Annotated in this window: 23 protein-coding genes and 1 tRNA gene; 12 read left to right on the top strand and 12 right to left on the bottom strand. The window is 40.7% G+C overall.

All coding sequences use genetic code 11. The features are described 5' to 3' along the window. Positions 1 to 20 precede the first annotated feature (20 nt). Both CL181_RS13350 and CL181_RS13345 read right to left on the bottom strand, forming a co-directional pair. The gene (locus tag CL181_RS13350; RefSeq protein ID WP_255251571.1) at positions 21 to 407 is read right to left on the bottom strand and encodes a response regulator; all 387 of its coding nucleotides are present in this window, start codon (positions 405 to 407) and stop codon (positions 21 to 23) included. Continuing rightward, positions 408 to 1,967: an ATP-binding protein gene (locus CL181_RS13345; RefSeq protein ID WP_176505224.1), complete on the bottom strand. Its 1,560-nt coding sequence runs from the start codon at positions 1,965 to 1,967 to the stop codon at positions 408 to 410. A gap of 201 nt (positions 1,968 to 2,168) precedes the next feature. Between CL181_RS13345 and CL181_RS13340 the strand changes: the two genes are divergently transcribed. The 6 genes from CL181_RS13340 to CL181_RS13315 all read left to right on the top strand — a co-directional run bounded on the left by CL181_RS13340 (position 2,169) and on the right by CL181_RS13315 (position 6,318). After that, on the top strand, positions 2,169 to 2,597 hold the full coding sequence (locus tag CL181_RS13340) for a hypothetical protein (protein WP_097299806.1): 429 nt from the start codon (positions 2,169 to 2,171) through the stop codon (positions 2,595 to 2,597). A gap of 105 nt (positions 2,598 to 2,702) precedes the next feature. After that, positions 2,703 to 3,059, top strand: coding sequence for a GerW family sporulation protein (locus CL181_RS13335; RefSeq protein ID WP_097299805.1), 357 nt, complete (start codon positions 2,703 to 2,705; stop codon positions 3,057 to 3,059). A 34-nt stretch (positions 3,060 to 3,093) separates the two neighbouring features. Continuing rightward, on the top strand, positions 3,094 to 3,714 hold the full coding sequence (locus CL181_RS13330) for a DUF2953 domain-containing protein (RefSeq protein ID WP_097299804.1): 621 nt from the start codon (positions 3,094 to 3,096) through the stop codon (positions 3,712 to 3,714). A 102-nt stretch (positions 3,715 to 3,816) separates the two neighbouring features. Continuing rightward, entirely contained in the window at positions 3,817 to 4,566 is a 750-nt protein-coding gene (locus CL181_RS13325) for a diadenylate cyclase (RefSeq protein ID WP_097299803.1), read from the top strand. 100 nt (positions 4,567 to 4,666) lie between these two features. Continuing rightward, on the top strand, positions 4,667 to 5,965 hold the full coding sequence (locus tag CL181_RS13320; RefSeq protein ID WP_097299802.1) for a DUF1015 family protein: 1,299 nt from the start codon (positions 4,667 to 4,669) through the stop codon (positions 5,963 to 5,965). Positions 5,966 to 6,069: 104 nt separating this feature from the next. Further along, a complete protein-coding gene (locus CL181_RS13315; protein ID WP_097299801.1) occupies positions 6,070 to 6,318 on the top strand; it encodes a DUF5654 family protein in 249 nt (82 codons plus the stop codon). 96 nt (positions 6,319 to 6,414) lie between these two features. Here CL181_RS13315 and CL181_RS13310 read toward each other — a convergent pair whose 3' ends face one another. The 4 genes from CL181_RS13310 to CL181_RS13295 form a co-directional block, all read right to left on the bottom strand. After that, positions 6,415 to 7,071, bottom strand: coding sequence for a class I SAM-dependent methyltransferase (locus tag CL181_RS13310; RefSeq protein ID WP_097299800.1), 657 nt, complete (start codon positions 7,069 to 7,071; stop codon positions 6,415 to 6,417). A gap of 3 nt (positions 7,072 to 7,074) precedes the next feature. Then, positions 7,075 to 8,220: an RNA-guided endonuclease TnpB family protein gene (locus CL181_RS13305; protein WP_097299799.1), complete on the bottom strand. Its 1,146-nt coding sequence runs from the start codon at positions 8,218 to 8,220 to the stop codon at positions 7,075 to 7,077. After that, positions 8,217 to 8,396: a hypothetical protein gene (locus CL181_RS13300; RefSeq protein ID WP_097299798.1), complete on the bottom strand. Its 180-nt coding sequence runs from the start codon at positions 8,394 to 8,396 to the stop codon at positions 8,217 to 8,219. The genes CL181_RS13305 and CL181_RS13300 overlap by 4 nt, the downstream gene beginning before the upstream one ends. 163 nt (positions 8,397 to 8,559) lie before the next feature. Beyond that, a tRNA-Val gene (locus tag CL181_RS13295) sits at positions 8,560 to 8,633 on the bottom strand. Positions 8,634 to 8,732: 99 nt separating this feature from the next. Here CL181_RS13295 and CL181_RS13290 point away from each other — a divergent pair. The 3 genes from CL181_RS13290 (at position 8,733) to CL181_RS13280 (ending at position 10,637) form a co-directional block, all read left to right on the top strand. Further along, a complete protein-coding gene (locus CL181_RS13290; RefSeq protein WP_097299797.1) occupies positions 8,733 to 8,981 on the top strand; it encodes a hypothetical protein in 249 nt (82 codons plus the stop codon). Between the two features lie 116 nt (positions 8,982 to 9,097). Then, the gene (locus CL181_RS13285) at positions 9,098 to 9,997 is read left to right on the top strand and encodes a hypothetical protein (RefSeq protein WP_141398912.1); all 900 of its coding nucleotides are present in this window, start codon (positions 9,098 to 9,100) and stop codon (positions 9,995 to 9,997) included. Between the two features lie 82 nt (positions 9,998 to 10,079). Then, on the top strand, positions 10,080 to 10,637 hold the full coding sequence (locus CL181_RS13280; protein ID WP_097299795.1) for a CBS domain-containing protein: 558 nt from the start codon (positions 10,080 to 10,082) through the stop codon (positions 10,635 to 10,637). 309 nt (positions 10,638 to 10,946) lie between these two features. Here the strand turns inward: CL181_RS13280 and CL181_RS13275 are convergent, their stop codons facing one another. From CL181_RS13275 to CL181_RS13255, 5 genes are all read right to left on the bottom strand, one after another. Beyond that, complete coding sequence (locus CL181_RS13275) at positions 10,947 to 12,764, bottom strand: VWA domain-containing protein (protein ID WP_141398911.1); 1,818 nt, start codon at positions 12,762 to 12,764, stop codon at positions 10,947 to 10,949. A 117-nt stretch (positions 12,765 to 12,881) separates the two neighbouring features. Then, a complete protein-coding gene (locus tag CL181_RS13270; protein ID WP_097299793.1) occupies positions 12,882 to 13,985 on the bottom strand; it encodes a matrixin family metalloprotease in 1,104 nt (367 codons plus the stop codon). Positions 13,986 to 13,997: 12 nt separating this feature from the next. Further along, positions 13,998 to 14,858, bottom strand: a complete 861-nt coding sequence (locus CL181_RS13265; RefSeq protein WP_097299792.1) for a hypothetical protein — start codon at positions 14,856 to 14,858, stop codon at positions 13,998 to 14,000. A gap of 162 nt (positions 14,859 to 15,020) precedes the next feature. Beyond that, entirely contained in the window at positions 15,021 to 16,604 is a 1,584-nt protein-coding gene (locus CL181_RS13260) for a B12-binding domain-containing radical SAM protein (RefSeq protein ID WP_097299791.1), read from the bottom strand. A 24-nt stretch (positions 16,605 to 16,628) separates the two neighbouring features. Next, positions 16,629 to 16,850 carry a hypothetical protein gene (locus tag CL181_RS13255; RefSeq protein WP_097299790.1) on the bottom strand — a complete coding sequence of 74 codons (222 nt, stop codon included), beginning with the start codon at positions 16,848 to 16,850 and terminating at the stop codon, positions 16,629 to 16,631. Positions 16,851 to 17,159: 309 nt separating this feature from the next. Here CL181_RS13255 and ftsZ point away from each other — a divergent pair, with 309 nt between their 5' ends. After that, complete coding sequence (gene ftsZ / locus CL181_RS13250) at positions 17,160 to 18,191, top strand: cell division protein FtsZ (RefSeq protein WP_176505223.1); 1,032 nt, start codon at positions 17,160 to 17,162, stop codon at positions 18,189 to 18,191. Between the two features lie 54 nt (positions 18,192 to 18,245). Here ftsZ and CL181_RS13245 read toward each other — a convergent pair whose 3' ends face one another. Beyond that, positions 18,246 to 19,520, bottom strand: a complete 1,275-nt coding sequence (locus CL181_RS13245) for an isopropylmalate synthase (RefSeq protein ID WP_097299788.1) — start codon at positions 19,518 to 19,520, stop codon at positions 18,246 to 18,248. A 126-nt stretch (positions 19,521 to 19,646) separates the two neighbouring features. Here CL181_RS13245 and CL181_RS13240 point away from each other — a divergent pair, with 126 nt between their 5' ends. Together CL181_RS13240 and CL181_RS13235 are read left to right on the top strand one after the other, a co-directional pair. Then, entirely contained in the window at positions 19,647 to 20,045 is a 399-nt protein-coding gene (locus CL181_RS13240; protein WP_097299787.1) for a pyridoxamine 5'-phosphate oxidase family protein, read from the top strand. 29 nt (positions 20,046 to 20,074) lie between these two features. Continuing rightward, the gene (locus tag CL181_RS13235; protein WP_255251570.1) at positions 20,075 to 21,106 is read left to right on the top strand and encodes a histone deacetylase; all 1,032 of its coding nucleotides are present in this window, start codon (positions 20,075 to 20,077) and stop codon (positions 21,104 to 21,106) included. Positions 21,107 to 21,156 lie beyond the last annotated feature (50 nt).

Raw genomic sequence — 21,156 nt, 5'->3', positions numbered from 1 at the left:
AAATCACATATAATTCCATATCAGGATTGTTTATATTTCTGCATTTTTTTAATGAAACCTGGTACATCAATTGGTTTTGCTATATAATCATCAAACCCTGCTGCCAGGAATTTTTCCCGGTCCCCTTTCATAGCAAAAGCAGTCAAAGCAATATTTGGTACATTATTATATCCGGGCTTGCTTTTTATGATCTTTATGGCAGATATGCCATCCATCCCGGGGAGCTCTATATCCATCAGGATCAAATCATAGTGTTCATATTCATTTTCAATCATTTTTATCGCTTCTTCCCCATTAATTGCCCCTGATACGAAAAATCCTGATGATTTGAGAATCTCAATCACAAGTTCCATATTTAGAGGATTATCTTCTACAATGAGTACTTTCATTTGTGCCATTTGTGCCATTTAATTCCCAACCTTCTTTTTTACTGTTAGCGGTAATTGAAAAATAAAAGTACTCCCCTGCCCGTATTTACTCTCGGCCCATATCCTGCCTCCGTGTAATTCCACAAGTTGCTTTGAAATAGCAAGACCAAGGCCTGTACCACCATATTTCCTGGAAGTGCCGGAATCGATCTGCTGGAACTTATTGAAGAGTTTGTCCAGATCTTCTTTCCTGATGCCAATACCACTGTCTGATACTGAAATTTGCACCATTTCACCATATTTCCTTGTAGTTATGACTATAGTCCCGCCTTCAGCCTTGCTGAATTTGACTGCATTGCTTAGCAGGTTGAAAAGTATCTGTTTAAAATTCTGTTTATCAGCTTCAATGAATTCGATCCGGGGATCAAATTCTTTCTTCAAGGCAATATTATGTTTTGCGGCTGTAGCTTTTATAAGTTCTGTAGTATCATTTATTATTGGGGATAAAGAAATTTTTTCAACATTCAAATTTATTTTTCCCGCTTCTATCTTGCTCAGGTCAAGAATATCGTTGATCAGGTCAAGAAGGTGTTTACTGCTCTTGACTATATTATCAATATAATGTTCCTGTTTCTCATTTAGATCCCCCGTTATTTTTTGTTTCAGCAAGTCAGAAAAGCCAATTATGGAATTCAAAGGTGTGCGAAGTTCATGGCTCATCGTTGACAGGAATTCGGATTTTATCTGGTTTGCACGCTCAGCTTCTTCCTTTGATACTTTTAATGATTCTTCAGCTATCATTAATTTTTTATATGGTAATTCTATATACGATTGATGAAGTGCAAGATATGCAAAATAGAAACCTGCGCCTTTTAATAAGATCCCTGGAAATTCTAATATATTCATTATAAGGTAGCTAAATACTATGATATTAAACCCATAAATGAGATTGATAATATCCTTATCTTTATTTAGTTGAAGTCTTTTTGCATACAGGTAACTTGCATATAATGTTATTAATATGCTTGACAGGATCAATGATACCCTTAATTCAGATGGTCCGCCTTCGGAAGAATATATTTTCGGATATTCATTTAACAGGAACCTTAGATAATACATTGTTATAAATGGCAATATTGATAAGATAACTGCCGAAATAAGAAGAATATTCCTGTTGAGCAACCTGAGAGTATCCTTGAACAGGTATGCGCTTATCAGGAATAATGGTGCGATAATTACCTGGACAACATCACTGAAAATCCTTGCTTTCTGGATTGAGTTCGGGGTAAAAAAATCAGGTATGAAAGGGTAAGAAAGTATATGAAATAGTTCAAAAATCCCTATTATTAAAAAAGTGGCTCCCATGAAAAGCGTATGATCATTCTGGTTCTGGCTGTATGCAAACCATGTCATAGCAAAAATGGATAAGGATACAAAAACAAAAAAGAACTCGATTAAAAGATCAAAAGGACTGAAAATCCCATGGATATATTGGCTATTTTCAATTAGATATCCAGTGGACAAAACTGTTACTATTATCAATATTAACTTCAGGAGGTGTTTCAAAGCCCCTTTTATGTTAATTCCCGGATTATTCATATCGAATCGCATGATCAAATGTATTCAATTAAGCCTGATATTTTAAACAACACTTTGAATGAACAATATATTAACTAAAGGTGTGAAAAAGGTGTCACACTTTTGATCCTGAAAATACCGGGTTACCGAAATACCATAATCTTTATATCGGATTATGGTTATGTATAGTTTTGTCAAAACAGTCATAAAATCGGAGGTAACATGACAACAAGTCTGAATTTCTTTAAACAATATCACAGCACTGTGATAAAAGCACTTGGCGAGGATGCCAAAAAAGTAAATGCAAAAGTGGGTTCAATATTTGCCGATAACTGGGCAGATAAAGCAGGAGACCTGAAAAGCAACGATGAATTTGCAAAGAGTTTTGAGGATTATCTCAAGAAGGATCTGGAATTCGCAAAACATGTGAAAGTCAACTGCGATGAAAATAATTATACTCTTGATATCAAAGGATGTGCAATTTGTCACGGTAATGAGATCCTCAGGAGAGAAGGCATGGCAACAGCATGTCCTATAGTCCAGGCAGCAAAATATGCGGCTGTTAAGAAGATCGGAAGGAACGTTATCACCAGAGGCGTTGATAAGCCCGGGATAGTGGGCGAGTGTACTATCAAGTTTGAACTTGAATGAAACATTCGATAGCAAGTCTGTGGATTGCAAAGCAAGCCTTAAGCCTCCTATCCGGTTAGCTTTAAGTAGAAACAAAGAAAATTAATAAATTGGAGAGTGTACCAGATGAATTTAGATGAAACACTTAAAGTCTTAACTGAAAAAATCGCCAATATGATTTCCACAAAGACCGTTATCGGTGAGCATATAATAATAGAAGGCCGCACAATCATACCCATTACTAAAGTAAGTTTCGGATTTGGGAGCGGTGTTGGCGAAGGGAAAGGGAAATCAGGCGACCAGGGTTCAGGAAGTGGAGGAGGCGCAGGAGCCTGTGTCCAGCCGATTGCTTTTCTTGTAGTATCAAAGGAAGAAGTACAATTATTCGCTATCAAAGAGAAAGGTGTGATCGAACGGGTATCTGAAATAATCCCACAGATAATGGAAAAATGTAAATCAATGAAAGAAGAGTGCAACGATTAAGAATCACAGGAAAGCATAACCTAAAAAGTGTTTGATGATCGGTGCAATAATAATTATTCTTTCTGTTATTGCAGTGGCGATGCTGCTATCCCCGATGAATATCAGTGTCAATTCAGCAAGGGCAGGAGGAAAAATAGATGGATTTTTGAGCATTGGCTGGATAATGTTCCTGTTCAGATATACATTAAAAGATAAGAAAACAGAAATTCTTGTTTTGGGAAGACGGGTAGCTGGAGGTGGATTGATAAATAAAGAAAAAATCCCTGAGCCTAAAGAAACAGAAAAATCGACGAAAGTAAAGAAATCAAGGCATTTAAAGGATATCTTTCATCTTTCAGGACCACTATTACGACTTTTTAAAGATTTAATTTATTCCTTCAGAATAAAATATCTTAATATCGATATCACATTTGGGTTGGAAGACCCTGCCTATACTGGCATTATAACAGGATTCCTGCATTCGATCTTCTTTCCTTTGCGGGCGCCCTGTACAGTCTATACAATCAATTGGAATCCTGACTTCACAAGGCCGGTCATGGAATGGGATGTAAAAGCAGAAGCTGCCATCACACCAATTCAAATATTACCACATCTGGCAAAGTTTATCACTAATTGGCAGGTTTTGAGATCGGGTTTGAGAATTATCAGAAATTGATTTCATAATAAATAATGTATTTTTTCATTTTGACCTTTAGCCTTATATTATTAGAACGCTTATCATCTCGAAATTATCGAATGGATACTAAAGTGATCTGAATTGGGCAAAAACGTTCTTCTCGATGATGGACGAAATATTGTAAAAAGGGCTGAAAGCGCACATGACAGAGGTGATCTTGAGCTGGCCAGGGAATTATATATCAGGGCAATTGCAAGATTCAAGAATGCGGCTGAAATTACCGATGACTTTAGTGAAATAAGTGTTATCAGGAGCCTTATAAGTTATTATCAGAACCGCTTAGCTTTGCTTCAAAGTAATTTAGGCTCCATTGAAGTCAAAAAACCCCGGGTAAATGAAAGCTCACAAAATGATATAACAGAGTTATTAAAGGGAACAGGGGTAAATGAGAAGGTCTTTGAGGCGGTAATTAGAATTGCACTTGAAATAAGTACAGAAGGAAGAGAAGGCCGTTCCATTGGTACGGCTTTCCTGTTGGGAGATTCGGAAAACGTCATGGCAAAATCCCGGCAGCTTATAATGAATCCTTTCCAGGGGTATAAAAGAGAGGAAAAATTGATAACAGACCCGGATATACGCGATAATATCAAAGAATTTGCACAACTGGATGGGGTCTTTGTGATAACAGGAGATGGAGTTGTTGAATCTGCAGGCCGTTACATTACTATAGATACGGGAATGGTAAAACTGCAAAAAGGTCTTGGCACGCGCCACTCTTCAGTAGCAGCCATAACCCAGAGGACTGATTCAATAGGAGTGGTAATTTCACAAAGCGGCGGTACAATAAGGATTTTCAGGCAGGGTAAGATCGCTGCAACCGTGAAGCCTTAAAAAAACCTAATCGCAAATGGCATTGAATACAGTCTCGAAACATTCATGTTCTATATTGACCTTTGAGAACCGAAAAAAAGACCTTTAAGGATGCTCACTAATGGTAGAAATTCGGCCTTTTAAAGCAACAATACTTAATCCCCGGATGCAGATAGATAAACTCATCTGTCCGGTTTATGATACTATAGATGCTGCAAATTACCAGAAATTCGCACATGAGAAAAATAACATAATCCATGTTACAACCAGAAGGAAGGACATGGATAGGGATGAATTTATTGAATATGCAACAAAAGAACTCGATCGTTTCACCAGATCAAAGGTACTCGTAGAAAGAGAAACACCTGCTTTTTATATTTATGGGATTATGTATTCTCTTACCCCTGAGATACTACCCCTTCTTCCTGAAAAAGACAGGAAAAGCCTGTATTTTGTTTTTGGTCTTGTATCACTTGTTAAAGTTGAAGAACTCGGGAAGGGAAATATCGTGGGGCATGAGAATATTTTTGAAGTAAATTCAAATGAACGCTACAGGTTGATGAAAGGAAGTATGATGAATTTTTCACCGATCGCTGCTGAATACAGCATGCCAGGTCATGATTTGAACAACCTTTTCGAGGAATACCTGGGTTTTAAGCGCCCGGATTTTGTGCCGGATCCGGGTAAGCCTCCTGTTGTTGATGTTACCCTGAATGGCAGCCGTCATTTTTTATGGGAGATAACCGATGAAAAATTCATCCGGAAGATCAAGAAGTTGACAAAAGGACTGAAGCTTCTCATACTTGACGGGCACCACAGGTATACAGCTTCAAATCTCCTGAGGGAAAGGGACGGTATTGAATATACGATGATGATGATGATGGAAGGAGGGGACAGGGCTCTTTTACTTTTACCATGGCACAGGGCAGTGCGCAATTTCAATGAACAGGAACTTGCACAAAAAATACGGGAGAATTTTTCAATAGACTTGGAAAGCGATACCAACGACGAGGAATTCTATTCCCGGCTCAGGAAACGCAGAAGTGAATTTGATATTAAGCTTGGCATGTACGATGGAAAAAAATTCAGAATCCTCAGAGCTGATGAAAAAGCTGTGCATGACCTTTCAAGAGAAAAAAAAGAGATTGTTGGCCTGGATCTTATTGTTCTTCATGAATGGCTGATCAATCCCTTCATACAGGGAAAACCTGTAGAGGATGTATCTTTTAACGCAAGTCCTGAGCAGGCCATAACAAAAGTGGACTCAAAGGAATATAAAGTTGCTTTTCTTTTAAATCCATTCTCAATAAAAGACGTTGAAAGAAAGGCATTTATAGAAGGAAAGAATTTCCCGCAGAAGTCAACGCTTTTCCTTCCCAAGGTGGCGGAAGGGATCGTTATGAGAAAAATAAAAAATTAATTATTTTCGTTAATTTTTTGAAAAATACAGACTGAAGCGGTTGATGTTGAAGAAAACAATTACTTTATATAGAATTATATACATCTAATAATTGAGGTTGGAATATGGTTGAGTTGAGTAAAAGTGAAATCAGGAAGACTATGGGAACGTCTTTGGGTACTGCATTTGGAATAGTTATTGGTATGGTCTGGACTCAGGTTGTACTCTCAGCGTTCGCTACAGGCGGGATCCCTCTAACTACTACAGGCGGAACCTGGAGTCAATGGGGACTTTTTGTTGTCACGGCTGTGATTGTAACAATTATATGTGTTGTCGCAATAATAATGCTGAGCAGATGGGGAGGAAAGCAATAACATACCCACCTCATCTACTTTAAGTCTATAGCGCCAGTAAAGCTTATGTCTTAATTTTTTGGAATCTTTATAATATATAAAGATGTTATAATAAATTTATTTTAATTTTAATATTATAAAATTTTTTTGATTAGAATAAATTATCTTAAATCCAAATTGCTTTGAGATCCAATCAAACGTTTTCGTGCTGAAAAAACAAATATGTGTCGGATCGCTGTGGTACCACCAATTTTCAAAATCTACTGGATCATGAAGTGATGTCATTACCGCAAGAAATCCTCCCTGTTTTAGAAGTGAACGTATTTTTGTCAACTCATTCCTGACGTCCCTGAAATGTTCGAAAACCTCTGTAGAGATGACCAGGTCATATGATCTTACTGGAAACTCAGGATGGAAATAAAGGTCATAGCCGTCACAATCATATGCCTCTCGTTGCAGTAACTCAGTCAGGACAGGTTCATCACCACACCCGTAATCAAGTATCAAACTTATGCCCGGACAATATTGCTGTATAAGTTTTATTTTTTCCAGGAACATATTCACATACCCTTTGTTTGAAAGCGTATTATTATGAAGCAAATATCGCTCTTCTTCATCTTTGGGTGAAAGATGGAATTCATCAGGTACAAAGATTAGATCACATTCATGGCAGCGGAAATAACTTCGTTTACCCAGCCTTTTGTAATCTTTTGTAAATGTTATGGGATAAAAAGTGGAATTATTACAGAGAATACATTTTTTCGGTGAGACCATAAGTCAATTACCACCGGTTGAAACCGGGGGCTTGTAACTATGCTCCATCTCAATTCCTGTTATGGCTTTGACTTCATTACATGCTACTATCCGCTGATTGACTTCAACGGCTCTTGCAGCGATATTAATCGCTGCTATATGATCAGCATTGCCAGAGAAACCACACTGAACACATCTGAATGTATCTCGATTTGGTCTATTCGCTCTTTCGTTATGTCCACATTCAGGACAGATATGAGAAGTTCCCCTTGGATTCACAAGAACAACAGGAATACCAGCAATAGTGGCCTTATATTCAATGAAACTTCTCAACTGACAGAACGCCCAGGAATGAAGACGGCTTCTCTGAGTCCTTCTTACCGTTACAGACTTGCGAATACCCTTGAGGTCTTCAAGAGCTATCGCCTGTCTTGTGTCTTTGGCTTTAGCCACGATCTTCCTGGAAATGATATGATTAATGTCACGATGGAAACGGGCTTCCCTATCGGAAAGTCGTTTGAGATGCCGCATTGCGGATGGGGTGTTAGCTTCTTGCAGGTCAGTTCGCAGAGCTGCGTTTTTCTCTCTTACCTTATCAACCTGCTTACCACTGAAAGTTTCCCCGTCATTATCAGTAGCAAGATACACGATTCCCAAATCAACCCCAAGAGTTCCAACAGCATCAACTTTGGAGGCTTCGGGGGCTTCAACCACAACCATAAGGTAGAATATTCCATTTCTGAGAATAAGGTCAGCCTGACCCCTGATTCTGTCCAGTCTAACCTTTTGATATTCTCCCATACGGATAGGAACAGCCAGCCTTCCACTGTTGGTAAGGATAGATATGGCTTCCAGCTTTCGGAAGGACAGGATTCTTTGATCATAAACGATAGCTCCGGTAGGCTTGAATGTCGGTTTGATGGTTTTATCCCGTTTATAGGATTCACAAACCTTAGCAATAGCCCTTATGGTAAGCTGTGCAGAAAGTTTAAATTTATCCCTGACATCATAATAGACAACCTTTTGAAGTTCCCTCTTGTTTGCGGTTTTCAGTTCAAAAGCAATATCGGCAATATAATTACACGCTTCGTTAAACCTGTGCATGGTTTCAAGAATAGCACTATGCTGTTCCTTGTTTGTATCCAGTTTAACCACAAGCGTTTGTTTCATATCAAATATCCAGTATGTTTTAATACAAACCCACGATTTTCCATTAATAATTCTAAATATTTTTTACAGGTTACATCTACTGGAATGTCAGCAAATTGAAAACTATTTCCCGCCGATTCACATATTGGAGATTGGGTATTCTCGTTGTACCAATGTGTTTTAGCAATGCTGTTCATATTGATATAAATGTTCAATCTGTATATATAGTTATTTGAAGGCGGGGTACGATTCCTCCCTTGATTATAAATCAGGGGCTTCCTCTACCCCTGCACCTCAACGATGTGATTATCTTTTTTTAAGATAATATAATTGTTCCATTACTTACACATAAAAATAATATGGGCCCGCGGAGATTCGAACTCCGGATCCCCGCCATGTAAAGGCGATATCATAGCCGACTAGACCACGAGCCCTGCACGATGCTTAGATGTTGGTTGGGGTATATAGTTTTTTAGTTATAGTTCATAAAAAAACTTTAATATGAGATAAAACAATGTAAACAGGGTGAAATTATGTCTCTGGTAAATAATATAATTAAGATGTTGATAGGTATAGTAATTTTGATCATTGGCATTATATGGTATACAGGCCCTTCAATATATGGATATCTCGGATATTGGCAGAACCTTCTTGATCTATTGAAAGCTACTATTGGCCTTGTCCTTCTCTTTGTGGGTTTGATCGTTGCATGGATGGGTTATGACGATTACAAGATGGATAAAGAAATGGAAAAGGAAGAAAAGAAAGAAGAGCCAAAGTGATATTAAATTCCCGGCCATAGCCGGGAGGGTCATTTTATCTGGAATGAGAAATAGTTAAAGTATTGTCAGGAATATTTAACTAAGAAGTTGAGTAAAACTGATAAGGATAAATGAATATGGTGGAAGATATCGGAAAAATCATCAGTAACGGCTTTGAGACATATACAAAAAATCTTAATATCTGCATACCTTTTATTCTCAATTTTTTTATTTCGATCCTGCTGGTGGTACTTTTGGCAAGTTTCGGATTTGCAGGTATTTTTGGTTCATCTTTATCGAACATTGGGAATACCAAAAGCCCTGAAGAAGTTGTTTCCATTCTGCTTCCACTTATTGGACAGAATATAATGGAAATCGCTATCATAGGTTTGATAATTGTCCTATCTGTTTTGTTTATCCAGGCATATTTTATTTCAGGGGCGATCGGAATGGCAATACAGGCTACTGAATCAGGAAAATCCAACTTGTCCGCAATGATGGATTCAGGGAAAAAGAACCTTGTAAATATGTTCCTTGCAGAATTACTTTTCAGCTTACTTTCACTTGTGGGCATAATTTTCATTGTGCCTGGAGCAATGAATATTGATATTTCTAAAATGTTAACTTCAGAAAATATGGGAGCCTTTGCATTACTTGCAGGTGGGTTTTTATTATGGATCTTATATTTAATAATCTTAAGCATTTTGTTGGCTGTTTTCAGATTCGCCCTTGTCGCGGATAATCTGGGGCCATTAGAAAGCCTGGCGACTGGCCTATCATTTTTTAAAAAGAATAAGGGTGAGGTATTTCTATTATTCGTATTTATTTTGGTTATAACACTGGTTTTCATTATAATTGATCAGATAATGGGACAAATCCCGATAATCTTAATGATATGGCCGTATATCAGCTTTTTAATTTCATTAATTATTATCTCGCCACTGACAACTATCTGGTGGGTTCGCCTCTATATGTCCAGAACCAACAGGAAGCTCTATTTCGATGATCTTCTCGCCCACCCGAATGAATTAAATTAATTATTAGAGTCTGAAATCGTAGGATACTAATTATGATATCAATAGTAATCCTAATATACCACTTATTACCCATAGTAATATAATGTTTCTTCCAACTCCAGATGATATAAAGAAATTGAGGCTTGAACTAAACCTGACCCAGCATCTACTCGCTTCGCGTGCAGGAGTAAGCCAGCCTCTTATTGCCCGCATAGAATCGGGAGATGTTGATCCCAGGCTTTCAACGCTTCATAAAATATTCAATGTTTTTGATGAAGCACGTAAAGAAAAGATCGATGTCAGGAAAATTATGCATCCTTCTGTTATTCATACAAGTTCAGATCGTTCAGTCGAGGAAGCTGCCAGGATCATGGAAGAACACAGTTTTTCACAGATGCCTGTGATCGACAATGGTGTTCCTGTCGGGAGTATATCATCTGATCAGATAGTCCGCTCAATGACAGACCACGACCTCAGGAAAGTGTCACACCTTTTTGTCCGAAACATCATGGGTGACTCTTTTCCTACGATCTCTCCAACAACAGATGCCAATACGGTTTCAAGGATACTTGAGAAGAATCCCGCCGTCCTGGTATTGGAAATGGGGAAGGTTATAGGTGTTGTTACAAAACACGACATTATGAAGATGTTAAGGGCGTAAAACTCAAACTCTATTTCAGCGCATAGCGCGAGATCAGATTTGCTGGACAATAAGCCTATATACTTAAAAATCAATTATAAGCTTCCAGACCTACGAAATCTGGAAAATCGTGTTGATAGGTCCTTGCGGGAGAACGGCAACGCCAAATCGATGACCGTACAGACAACCCCAACGCGGTACACGCGAAATTACCTGACACGAGGGTAACGGGGACGGACAACGGCAATAGCCAATGGGTGAGATCTCTGAGTTAGTGTCAGGTTACAGCAAAACTGCTTTGAATAGTGAGTATTTGTCAAAATGCTAAAATTAATCTCCAGCGAGCTTCCCCAGAACTGCCAGCTCCTGTTTCAGGGCTTCATCCCCTAAGGCCTCCATCTCTTTCTCAAAGTAGGCCCTGAACAATTCAAAAATATTCTTGTATTGATCTGTGACATGCAGGGGAATAGATTGGCGTTCCCATTTCCCCAATTTCACAGGCGCGACTATGCCAGTTTCCAGGGTCACAGTTGGCTGAACATTCTCTCTTCCCTTCGCCCCCTTTATCTCATCAATGAGCCAATTCTTGAGAAGATCGCCATACCTTGAGAGGAGGATGGCCTTTCGAACGCCAGGTCCCTGATAGAACTCGGATTCCTCTTCTGTGGTCTCCACCTCGGTTTCATCTACATGCTGCGCATTCTCCTTGTCCCTATATGTAACCTTTAGCCTCATACTTCTCTCAGATGATATCTTTTTCAGCTTGATTAGCACGACTCCCCCTTTAATTTCTTTCTCCTCGACCTTCGATGGGAATAGAGTACTGATCTTCATTATTTCCCCCGTGGCTTCATCTGCTTCAGGAGATCCATAAACCTTCTCGATTTTGTAACCTGAGGCATGCAGATAGAGCTGCAAATCGAACACCAGAGGCGTGACCATGTAATCGAATTCCTCATCCATGCGCTTTCTGAACTCCTCAGCAGAGTGGATGGAGTAATAATTAGCCCCCTGGATCCTGGTCATTTTTTCTACCAGTTCTGTGTTGAAATCGACCCCGACACCTATGAAGGTTGTATATATGCTGTTGGCAGCATTCTCCCTGAAGCTTTTCAGCATCTCTTCTTCTTTTGTCTCCCCTGTATTGGGCATGGCATCAGTTAGAAAGATTATCCTGTCCGCGTACTGCTCCTGGTCCGATTTCTTATTTCCTGCAGGAACCTTCCCCCGAACCCTGGAGAAGAGCTCAGTCCCTTTCCTGATCCCTGCCTCCATATTGGTGCCACCGTATGCCCCGATTTCCATGATTCTCTTACCGAGCTTTTCTGTGTTTTTATCTTTCACAGGTATCATGGGTTCCACCAGCAATGCATTATCAGAAAAGACGAGGAGCCCAAAGCGGTCATCATCTTTCAGATGCTCTATAAGGTTCACTATTGTTTGGCTGGCGATCTCCATCTTGGTCACATCTACGACCTTTCCCATTGCCTCCCTTTTGTTTCCAAAGCGGTCGTAGTAATATTGATCAAAGTTTGTCCTCATAGAACCTGAGCGGTCAAGCACAAGAACCAGATTCAACTTGCTTCTGTGAAAATCTGTTATGCCAGAGTTAAGGCCAACAGAAAGGTAGTGCTGAAGTTCCCCGGATAAAGGATCTTTTGATATGGCATAGCTGTAGGATGGGCAGAAGATTTTCTTGCACTCGCCGGCCTGGGCTGTCTGGAAATAATATCCATAAGCTATACCCTCGAATGTCACATCAGTAGGCAGGGGCAGGTAGCCAGCCTCTATGTTCTCCCTGAAATTGCCGATGTCCTTGGCCCCACCAACTGAGAAGCCGATACTTCGGGATGGTGCAAACGACCGGGCCGCAGGCATCGAAATAGACCCGATCGGGCTTGATGGGGTCTTTTCTATTCCCTGAATCACATGAAATGTGACTGTGTTGCTTTCGTATCCATCAAGAATATACCAGATTTCATAACTTCCTTCTGCCTCAGATTGATACCATGTTCTGTAGATGTAACCTTTTTCCACAGGGATGCTGAATATGGTATCTATCGATCCTGTTGGATAACAGCATAGGAGAAGGAGATTTCCATCGGTAGCAGGCTGCAACTCCAGCCTTGTCCAAGACCCTGCGGGCAACTCCAGGGAGGTCCTTCTTTCCTTCGCTGATGAATCGGTGATCCAGAGGCTGCTTTTATTATCTTTTCCAGACTTTGGGCCTTCCTTCTCGATTTCAATATCTGATGTGCCGATCGTCTACCACACCTTCACCTTAGTATCGCCACGTCCCCACTCATAATAAAGCCGGATGCTCAGTATATATTTGTTTCCCTCGGTCAACTCCTGCTCAATATGGGCATTGATGTCCGTAGCGCTATCGTCGTTAGCTGCTAGCTGGGTCCTTTCCCCATTCTTCTCCTCAAACAGGACCATCACAGTATCCGAGTCCCCCTCTGTTGCCATGTGATAGATCCGTGTCTCCCCGGGCCTGAAGCTGAAGTCCTTTTGCTCCCCTGGGTTTAGGGAGAGTGGAACGGGTGTGTCGATGGTGAGATCCACAATATCCGGTTTGTCAGGCGGATAAAAGGTCTTAACCCAGGTAATATCTCTCTCGGATAGCCCGCCCGCAGGTTTAAGGCCGTTCTTATATTGTGCAGGCTTATTGATTAAGCCGGCTGCGAAGGGATAATGCATGATCGAATTAGGATCCCAACTCGATCCTTGCACCTCATCTGGTGGGATCTTGTTTATGATATTATGATCAGTTGTATCCTTATCCCAAGGAGGGATCTGGGTCCTGCGCATAAACTCATAAACTGCATCTTCATTCCATTCTATGCCAGCGTTGGGGTTCTGGTGCTCATGTGGAAATCCTAAAGTGTGACCTATCTCATGAGTCGCAGTATCGACCCCCCTGCGATCCTCCCTAATCAAATCCCACCCGAAGTTCATCGTCCTCCCTTCTAACTCTCTCCTAAAATCTTCATTCCGGATGTCACGACCTACGAGGGACCAGGTACCATCGTCCCGCAAGAAGCCTATGAGGACCCGGGCATCATCAGGATTTGAGACCTCTTCGAACTTCACACCTATGCCCACGTTCTTCCACACGTTGAACCCGTCACGCACAACTTTCTTCTGCTCCTCAGCCCCTTTAAACTTAGCTGGTTCATTGAGGAAACAATAGGGCAGTACTGTTCCATTTACCCACTTTTTGTCCAGTATCTGGATTAGTCTGGCGCGGGTGGGGTGGATGTCCGTTGGCAGGATGCGTTCAGGCACCATAGGTATCGAACATAACCGTTGATGCTTTCCTTCTCCGCTTATTTTTGATTTTTCTTCTTTACTTATTTTTGACATTTCTTCTCACTCCTATGATTTAAGCCAATTTACCGAGTTTTCTATTAATTTCTGCTGTATGTCAGCATCTTCAATGTCATCTATATCAAAGGCAAAATATACTATTCGACCGCCATTTCCTTCCCTGGATTCATATGCTACAAGCCCGTATGATTTTTCTGCTATACTATCATTTAAAAGCATATTTTCGTAGGAAACAGAAGACCAACTATATACGCCTGTAGCATCAGATAAAATCCTGACAGCGTTGGCATCTCCTGAGTTATCTCCCGGATTTGTAGGGGTAAAACCAATAGTTTTGGGAAGTGCATTTGGTGTGGTGGCAATAGGATGATTTGTTTTTAATTTCAAATCCCCAACATCATGATAGACCCAGTCTCCTGTTACATGCAACACCTTTTTACGGAACATGCGGTTCGGGAATATCTCTCCTCCAAATTCTTTTGCCCATGCCGCAACATTCCCACTTTCAAGTAAAAGATGCCTTCCCATCTCCACGTATTCTACAAGCATCTGTCTGTATTTAATGGTATTTACGGCAGAATAATCATCCCCGCAGCTCCATACTACAATATCATATTTATGCCATGTTGTATATACAGTTTCACTTGCTTTCTCCAATTTAACATCATACCCCATATACTTAAATGCCGACGTAAATGTGGGCACACTCTGATCATCTCCAAAATCAATATCATTGTCGTCATTTATTATTAAAGCTATTTTTTTTTCTGATGATGCTTGTAATGCCTTTTTTGCTTTCTTGCGTGGTGGTGCACGATTACCCGACAGCTCTTCAGCTGGAGGCTTTGGAATTTCTATGTCCATGCATTCCTTGTTGGATTGAGTCCCACCTAACTTATCTTTCCTCATATTTCCTCTCCCTAAATATTCCTGAAATATATCTAAATTAAGTTTAGCTAAATCTCCCTGATCGGCACCACCTATTTAGAAAGGAAATTTCATAGTTAAGGGAAACTACTGAATTTTTATAATTATCCCACAACCACATTTCCGTTTTATGATAAATCATCATCATGTATAAACCTTTCGGTTATTGATCGTCAATCTCCGCAGAGCTTCAGTGACATTCTGTTCTATGATTTTACTATCACGCACAATAGTCTCAAGGTCATCCCAATCAGAAATGATTTCTTCATAACTGCGATTCTCCATAAAATCGACTGCACGATTCATCGTACGCAGAACCGAATCGTTGCTCTGGAGAATAAGTTCGCTTACTGCCATCGAATAAGTCCGGGTATCAAATTCATCGGAAAAGAACTTATCAAGTATTACGGTATCGAACTTGGCCATTGCCAGTTGGTTAGCCAATCCGTTCCCCATCAAATACAAATCGAAGGCAAATTTAAAAAAGAAATGTTCCAATAAATGCAGCCGGCGATCATTGAAATCATAATCAGGCGAGGCTATCGGTCCCTTTAGCCTTCCTTCAGTTTTTAATCGGTGGGCAATCGTGGTTCCAATATAAGGGAACATCTTTGTGAAATGGACTACTGCCCTCCCGTCTCTGGATAGGTCGCCAAGGAAAGTAATATTTTCTTTTATAGACTCTATGGTGCTGTCGGGATCAAGTATCATAAAACCATATTCGAATTTTATTCCCAGTTCTTGAAGTATATTTAGTGCGGGACGAATCTGGTCAACCGAATAACCTTTGTTAAATGTCTTGAGCCCATGTGAGCTGCCGGATTCGATTCCCAGATAGAGAAATGCCAGGCCGTTGTCTCTCAATTTGTTCATCATTTCGGCATCGACTTCATCAACCCTGCATGAGACCCGCCATGCAATTTTATCGGACAAATTTTTCCTCTTCAGTTCCCCTATAAACTCTTCTACCCATTGCCTTTGTCCGGTATTTCTTAAACCCAGGTCATCATCTTTGAAGAGAAAGATGCGGGTTCCGTTTTCGGAGTAAAGCTTTTCCATCTCCCTGACTACATTGGAAGGTGAGCGTGAACGCCTTTTCCGACCTGGAGCACCGCGATAAAACTGTTGAACACTACAAAAACTACAGTTGTATTGACACCCGCGGCTTGCAAGTAACGAGTGAATTCCCAGTCCCCTGTAAGTAACCACCTCTTTATTCCGTATCGGGAAGGGAAGTGAATCAAGGTCAAAAATCAGGGGGCGTGGAGGGGTTACCACTATTTCCCCATTATTGCGATATGCAAGACCTTTTATCATGTTCCAATGATCCGGGCTGTCAATATTATGGAACAATTCCAGAAGTGTCAATTCACCTTCATGACGCACGACCGTATCGAGTCCTGGTATTGACTCTAAAGTTATTCTGTATTCCAGAGTGGGAAAATGCCCGCCTATTGTAAAGTGAGCTGTGATCCCATTTTTTCGAAGATATGCTATCAGGTCTGCAAAATTGAAGAGCATCCTTTGAAATATCAATGAGAAACCCACGAGTCTTGGCTTCTCAACAAGAATACGTTCTAAGATTTTTTGTGAATTATTATACGGTTCAATCTTTGCCCGAACCCCATTCTCAATCAAGTAGGCAGCAATTGAACGAAGACCAAGGTTCTCCTCGTCCTCATAACCAATGAGTAGAACCTCACAGCCTTCTGTTGCGTTATTTTTCACATTCCGGGTAAACTTTATGTGAACTTACTTCAACATTTCCTGCACTTTCTGGGCAATTTCAAGACGTCCTTTCAATTGCTGGATATGCACATCGAGTTGAAGTCTTGCCAGTTCCCTGAAAGCCTCTATTTCGATTAATCCATCTTTCCACAGGATATCCACAGGGTCCCCGTCAAGCGGCCATGGAAATCCATGCCATTTTTTCTCCAATTCAAATGGCCTTAAAATTTTTTCTTCCTCTTTCATAACTACCTCCCATTTTATCTGTTAAAAACAGACATTTATACATATATTAATTATGATTTAAATAAGTTTTGATCGATAAAGCAGATATGTGATATCTCATGTCATAATATAAAAATTAAGCAGGGAGTGCTGCCACTCTATTTTCATGAGCTTATATTTTTGTATTAATATTGCTTCAATCCCCTCTGTAGAATGAAAAAGAATCGCATAACAAAGTTTTAGTACTGGATGCGTCATGATACAAATTGGTGACAATATGGGAGTAGCAACGATTTTTGCTCATTGCAAGTTCACAGAGAGGCACCAGATTTGACAGTTGACTTAAGGAAAATAGTGAAAGCTGCAAAACCCTCAATAGCGGTAATAGGTCTTGGAGGTGCCGGCTGCAATATTATAAACTGGATCGCACAGAAGGGAATGGCAGGTGGCAGGATCATAGCAGCTAATACGGATATAAATCATCTTGCCACGATAAGAAAGGCGGATAAGCTTATTTTACTTGGAAAAAAATTATGCAAAGGGTATGGATGCGGGGGCTCCCCTGAGATGGGAGCAGAGGCAACTAAGGAAAATCTGCCTGAGATAAAGGCAGCCCTTCATGATGCAAATCTGTTATTCCTGGTAGCTGGAATGGGAGGAGGCACAGGTTCAGGCGCAATACCTGTAGTTGCTGGAGTTGCAAGGGAACTTGGAATATTAACCATCGCATGTGTAACAATCCCTTTCAAGCTGGAGATGGCGCGGAGGGAAAAGGCAAGGGAGGCGATAAAAGCTATCGTAGAAAGTTGCGATTCTACCATAGTAATCGATAACATCAAGCTCAGTGAGGTGGCAGGGGACCTACCTCTAAACGATGCTCTGTCAGTTGCTAATGCCCTTGTTGGGGACTTTGTCAGGAATATTACCGAGACCATTACTCAGCCAAGTCTTGTCAACATCGACTTCACCGATCTGAGAACCGTGATGGAGCAAGGAGGGATATGTGCTATAGGTATAGGTGAGGGCGACGGTGAAGACCGTATTACCAGAGCAGTCAGTTGGGCTATGGAAGTTCCCCTGCTTGATATCTCGGACATTTCAGAAACTTATGGTTTATTGATCCATATCGCGGGCGGTGAAGACATGACACTGGAAGAGGTTGCAGTTGCGGGCGAGCGTATAGTGGATAAAGTGCCTAATACCAAACGAGTTATATGGGGTGCCAAGGTGGACAGCTCTCTTACTGGCAGAGTGCGCATCATGGCAGTTCTCACAGGTATCAAAAGCACCTCATTGAAAGCAAGTGACAATGGAATAACGAATCATTATCTTCCAATCTTGACGGTCAATTATGCAAAATAACCGCTTATTCCAAAAATTCCATGATATATTTATATAATTATTTTTTTTTTGATATTACATTTTTTCGTTCTGGCTATGTTCATCAATGATCGATTCAAGCATGAAATACTTCTCGACAAATTTCTTCAGTTCTTCATCAGAGATAGCTGATATGCGTTTCTCCTCATTATACAATTTCTGGATATCAGCCTGGATAGCCTTTACACGCGTGTCGTCCTTTTCTATCTTGATACCAACGTGCATTAATTCATTAAGAGCCTCTTCCACCTTGAAACGAATAACCTCAAGTCCTGAGGAATCACCGATCATCAATTCCCTCTTTCCACCAACGATCTCTGGCGGATAAGGTTCATATGTGAATGGGTTCTTGATGATCCCGGCAGCATGAATTCCGCTTTCGTGCGCAAAAATATTCTTCCCGACAACCGATTTATTGCGCGGGACTCGTATCCCTATCTCCCTTTCCATGAATCGCGCAAATTCAGTGATAGATTTTAAGTCATATTTCTGGAATCCCTCTACCCTCTGGATCAGGAAGAGAGCTATCTTTTCAAGTTCAGCATTTCCTGCGCGCTCTCCTATTCCGAGGAAAGTAAGGCTTGACCAGTTCGCACCGTACCAGTATCCTGCAATAGAACACGCTACCGACATCCCAAAGTCATCGTGGATATGGGTTTCGATATTTTTCGTTCCGATCTCTAAAAGGCGCTGTGTAATGTGAGGAATACCGTATGGCTCATCTACCCCCGGAAATGGTATTCCGAAGCCAACAGTATCGCAAAGCCGGATGATGCAATCAGGATCGATCTCAAGGAGTTTCTGGATAAGAGGGAACACGAAACCTTCGTTATCAGCACGTGTCATGTCCTCTATATGCGCTCTTGTTTTGAGGCCATGATCAACAGCATACTGTAATGCATCGGTATATTTCTTTTCGGCTTCTTCCCTGCTCTTAAGACCCATCTTGTCAATGACATGTGAGTCCGAAACAGACATCAATATACCTGTTTCCTTGATTCCGTCCATGCTCAGGACAAAATCGATATCCTTGGGATTTGCCCTTGCCCATCCTGTCACTTCAGGGAACTCATATCCCCTGTTTAGCATTTCCCTGACAGCTTCCCTGTCCCTGTCATTAAAGACAAAAGTTTCAAGTTTTTCGATCCCGATCTTATGAAGATATTCATATATTTCGGTCTTATGCCTTTTTTTCATCACAATTCCTGGCATCTGCGAGCCGTCACGGATCGTACTGTCACTTATAAAGACATCCTGTCCCATAGGCAGCTTGATCTTTGGTAAATCTTCATATGACCTGTAGATTTTCATCGAATGACTGATTGTTATCAGGATTTATATTACTTGTGGTTTTTCATCTTTCAAATGACAGGGGGATCAAAATTAAATCAAAAACTTTATGATAAATGCAAACTAAACGAATAACGGTGATAATTTATGGTGAAAATGCCTTCTGATATAAAGGATATTGTCGCAAAGCAAAAACCATTGCCTATAGCGACAGCAGATAAGAGTGGGAAACCCAACGTAGTATTTGTTACAATGTGGAAGATACTGGATGATGAAACAATATTATTTGTGGATAATTTCTTCAACAAGACACGAAAGAACATTGAAGCAAATCCCAATATGGCGATTGTTGCTTACGATGGTGATGCCAAGAAATCCTACCAGATAAAGGGAACTGTGGATATAGAGAATAAAGGGGAAAGGTTTTCAAGCGCCAAAGAGATGGCAGATTCCAAGAAACTGCCCGGCAAGTCCGCATTCGTATTCCATGTGAAAGAGATATACGACGCAACATATGGTCCAAATGCAGGGAAGAAACTTGCTTAGATATATTTTTCCATTTTCTTTTTACTCCATTGTCAAACATTAAGGCCAGAACAGGCATTATTTATCATCCTGATTACCTGAAACACAATACAGGATTGCATCCTGAGAGAAAAGAGCGTCTGCTTTCGATAATAGCCCACCTGAAAGAAACAGGTATGCTGGAAAAGCTGGAATTGGTCGAGCCAAAGAGCGCGAAGATTGAAGAAATCCGGTATATCCATCCTGAAGATTATATCGAAAAAGCCAGAAGATATTCTGAACTTGAGATGCCCCTTGACCCTGATACCGTTTTATCCAGTGATTCATATGAAGTAGCACTCCTTGCAGCAGGCGGTGCGATAACCGCTGTTGATTCTGTGATCGATGCATTCGATTCTTCATTCGCTCTGGTAAGGCCGCCAGGTCATCACGCAACCCCTGAATGGGGGATGGGATTTTGCATATTCAACAATATAGCCATTGCGGCTCGCCATGCTCAGAAAAGAGGTAAAAAGCGCGTGTTGATAGTAGACTGGGATGTGCATCACGGGAATGGCACGCAGGATGCGTTTTACGATGATCCGTCGGTATTGTATTTTTCAACCCATCAGTATCCTCATTATCCTGGAACGGGATGGCTTGATGAAACAGGTACGGGCGATGGGGAGGGATATAACATCAATGTTCCTCTGCCTGCAGGAACAGATGATTCCGGGTTCATCGCCGCATTTGAAGAAATACTTGTTCCGGCAGCGCATAAGTTTCGTCCTGATATCGTGTTGATTTCAGCAGGTTTTGATGCATGCAATAAGGATGGCCTCGCAGATATGAGAATGAGCGTGGAAGGTTTTTCTGTTCTTGCATCTATTGTAAAATCGATAGCTAAAGAGAACTGCGGCGGAAAAGTTGCAGCAGTTCTTGAAGGAGGTTATGATCTTGATCTTCTTGCGCTCTCTGTTGCGGCTGTTCTGGATGTATTCATGGGGAAAGAAGCGCAAAGAAAACAGTATGAAGTAAGCCCCCAGGTAAGGGCTCGATTAGATGAAGTAAAAAAAATTCAGAAAAAATTCTGGGATCTTTAGAGATGAATGAAGCCATCGATAGATTAATACGTAAAAAGCTATTATTTAGG

It is taken from the genome of Candidatus Methanoperedens sp. BLZ2, from assembly GCF_002487355.1.
In the GTDB taxonomy this organism is placed as follows: Archaea; Halobacteriota; Methanosarcinia; order Methanosarcinales; family Methanoperedenaceae; genus Methanoperedens.
This window is presented reverse-complemented; position numbering and strand designations above follow the sequence as displayed.

What these genes read in the sequence shown, in the direction of transcription:
- CL181_RS13350 (WP_255251571.1), bottom strand. Translation starts at nt 407, where the DNA reads ATGGCACAAATGGCACAAATGAAAGTACTCATTGTAGAAGATAATCCT.
- CL181_RS13345 (WP_176505224.1), bottom strand. Translation starts at nt 1,967, where the DNA reads ATGAATAATCCGGGAATTAACATAAAAGGGGCTTTGAAACACCTCCTG.
- CL181_RS13340 (WP_097299806.1), top strand. Translation starts at nt 2,169, where the DNA reads ATGACAACAAGTCTGAATTTCTTTAAACAATATCACAGCACTGTGATA.
- CL181_RS13335 (WP_097299805.1), top strand. Translation starts at nt 2,703, where the DNA reads ATGAATTTAGATGAAACACTTAAAGTCTTAACTGAAAAAATCGCCAAT.
- CL181_RS13330 (WP_097299804.1), top strand. Translation starts at nt 3,094, where the DNA reads ATGATCGGTGCAATAATAATTATTCTTTCTGTTATTGCAGTGGCGATG.
- CL181_RS13320 (WP_097299802.1), top strand. Translation starts at nt 4,667, where the DNA reads ATGGTAGAAATTCGGCCTTTTAAAGCAACAATACTTAATCCCCGGATG.
- CL181_RS13315 (WP_097299801.1), top strand. Translation starts at nt 6,070, where the DNA reads ATGGTTGAGTTGAGTAAAAGTGAAATCAGGAAGACTATGGGAACGTCT.
- CL181_RS13310 (WP_097299800.1), bottom strand. Translation starts at nt 7,071, where the DNA reads ATGGTCTCACCGAAAAAATGTATTCTCTGTAATAATTCCACTTTTTAT.
- CL181_RS13305 (WP_097299799.1), bottom strand. Translation starts at nt 8,220, where the DNA reads ATGAAACAAACGCTTGTGGTTAAACTGGATACAAACAAGGAACAGCAT.
- CL181_RS13300 (WP_097299798.1), bottom strand. Translation starts at nt 8,396, where the DNA reads ATGAACAGCATTGCTAAAACACATTGGTACAACGAGAATACCCAATCT.
- CL181_RS13290 (WP_097299797.1), top strand. Translation starts at nt 8,733, where the DNA reads ATGTCTCTGGTAAATAATATAATTAAGATGTTGATAGGTATAGTAATT.
- CL181_RS13285 (WP_141398912.1), top strand. Translation starts at nt 9,098, where the DNA reads ATGGTGGAAGATATCGGAAAAATCATCAGTAACGGCTTTGAGACATAT.
- CL181_RS13280 (WP_097299795.1), top strand. Translation starts at nt 10,080, where the DNA reads ATGTTTCTTCCAACTCCAGATGATATAAAGAAATTGAGGCTTGAACTA.
- CL181_RS13270 (WP_097299793.1), bottom strand. Translation starts at nt 13,985, where the DNA reads ATGTCAAAAATAAGTAAAGAAGAAAAATCAAAAATAAGCGGAGAAGGA.
- CL181_RS13265 (WP_097299792.1), bottom strand. Translation starts at nt 14,858, where the DNA reads ATGAGGAAAGATAAGTTAGGTGGGACTCAATCCAACAAGGAATGCATG.
- CL181_RS13255 (WP_097299790.1), bottom strand. Translation starts at nt 16,850, where the DNA reads ATGAAAGAGGAAGAAAAAATTTTAAGGCCATTTGAATTGGAGAAAAAA.
- CL181_RS13245 (WP_097299788.1), bottom strand. Translation starts at nt 19,520, where the DNA reads ATGAAAATCTACAGGTCATATGAAGATTTACCAAAGATCAAGCTGCCT.
- CL181_RS13240 (WP_097299787.1), top strand. Translation starts at nt 19,647, where the DNA reads ATGGTGAAAATGCCTTCTGATATAAAGGATATTGTCGCAAAGCAAAAA.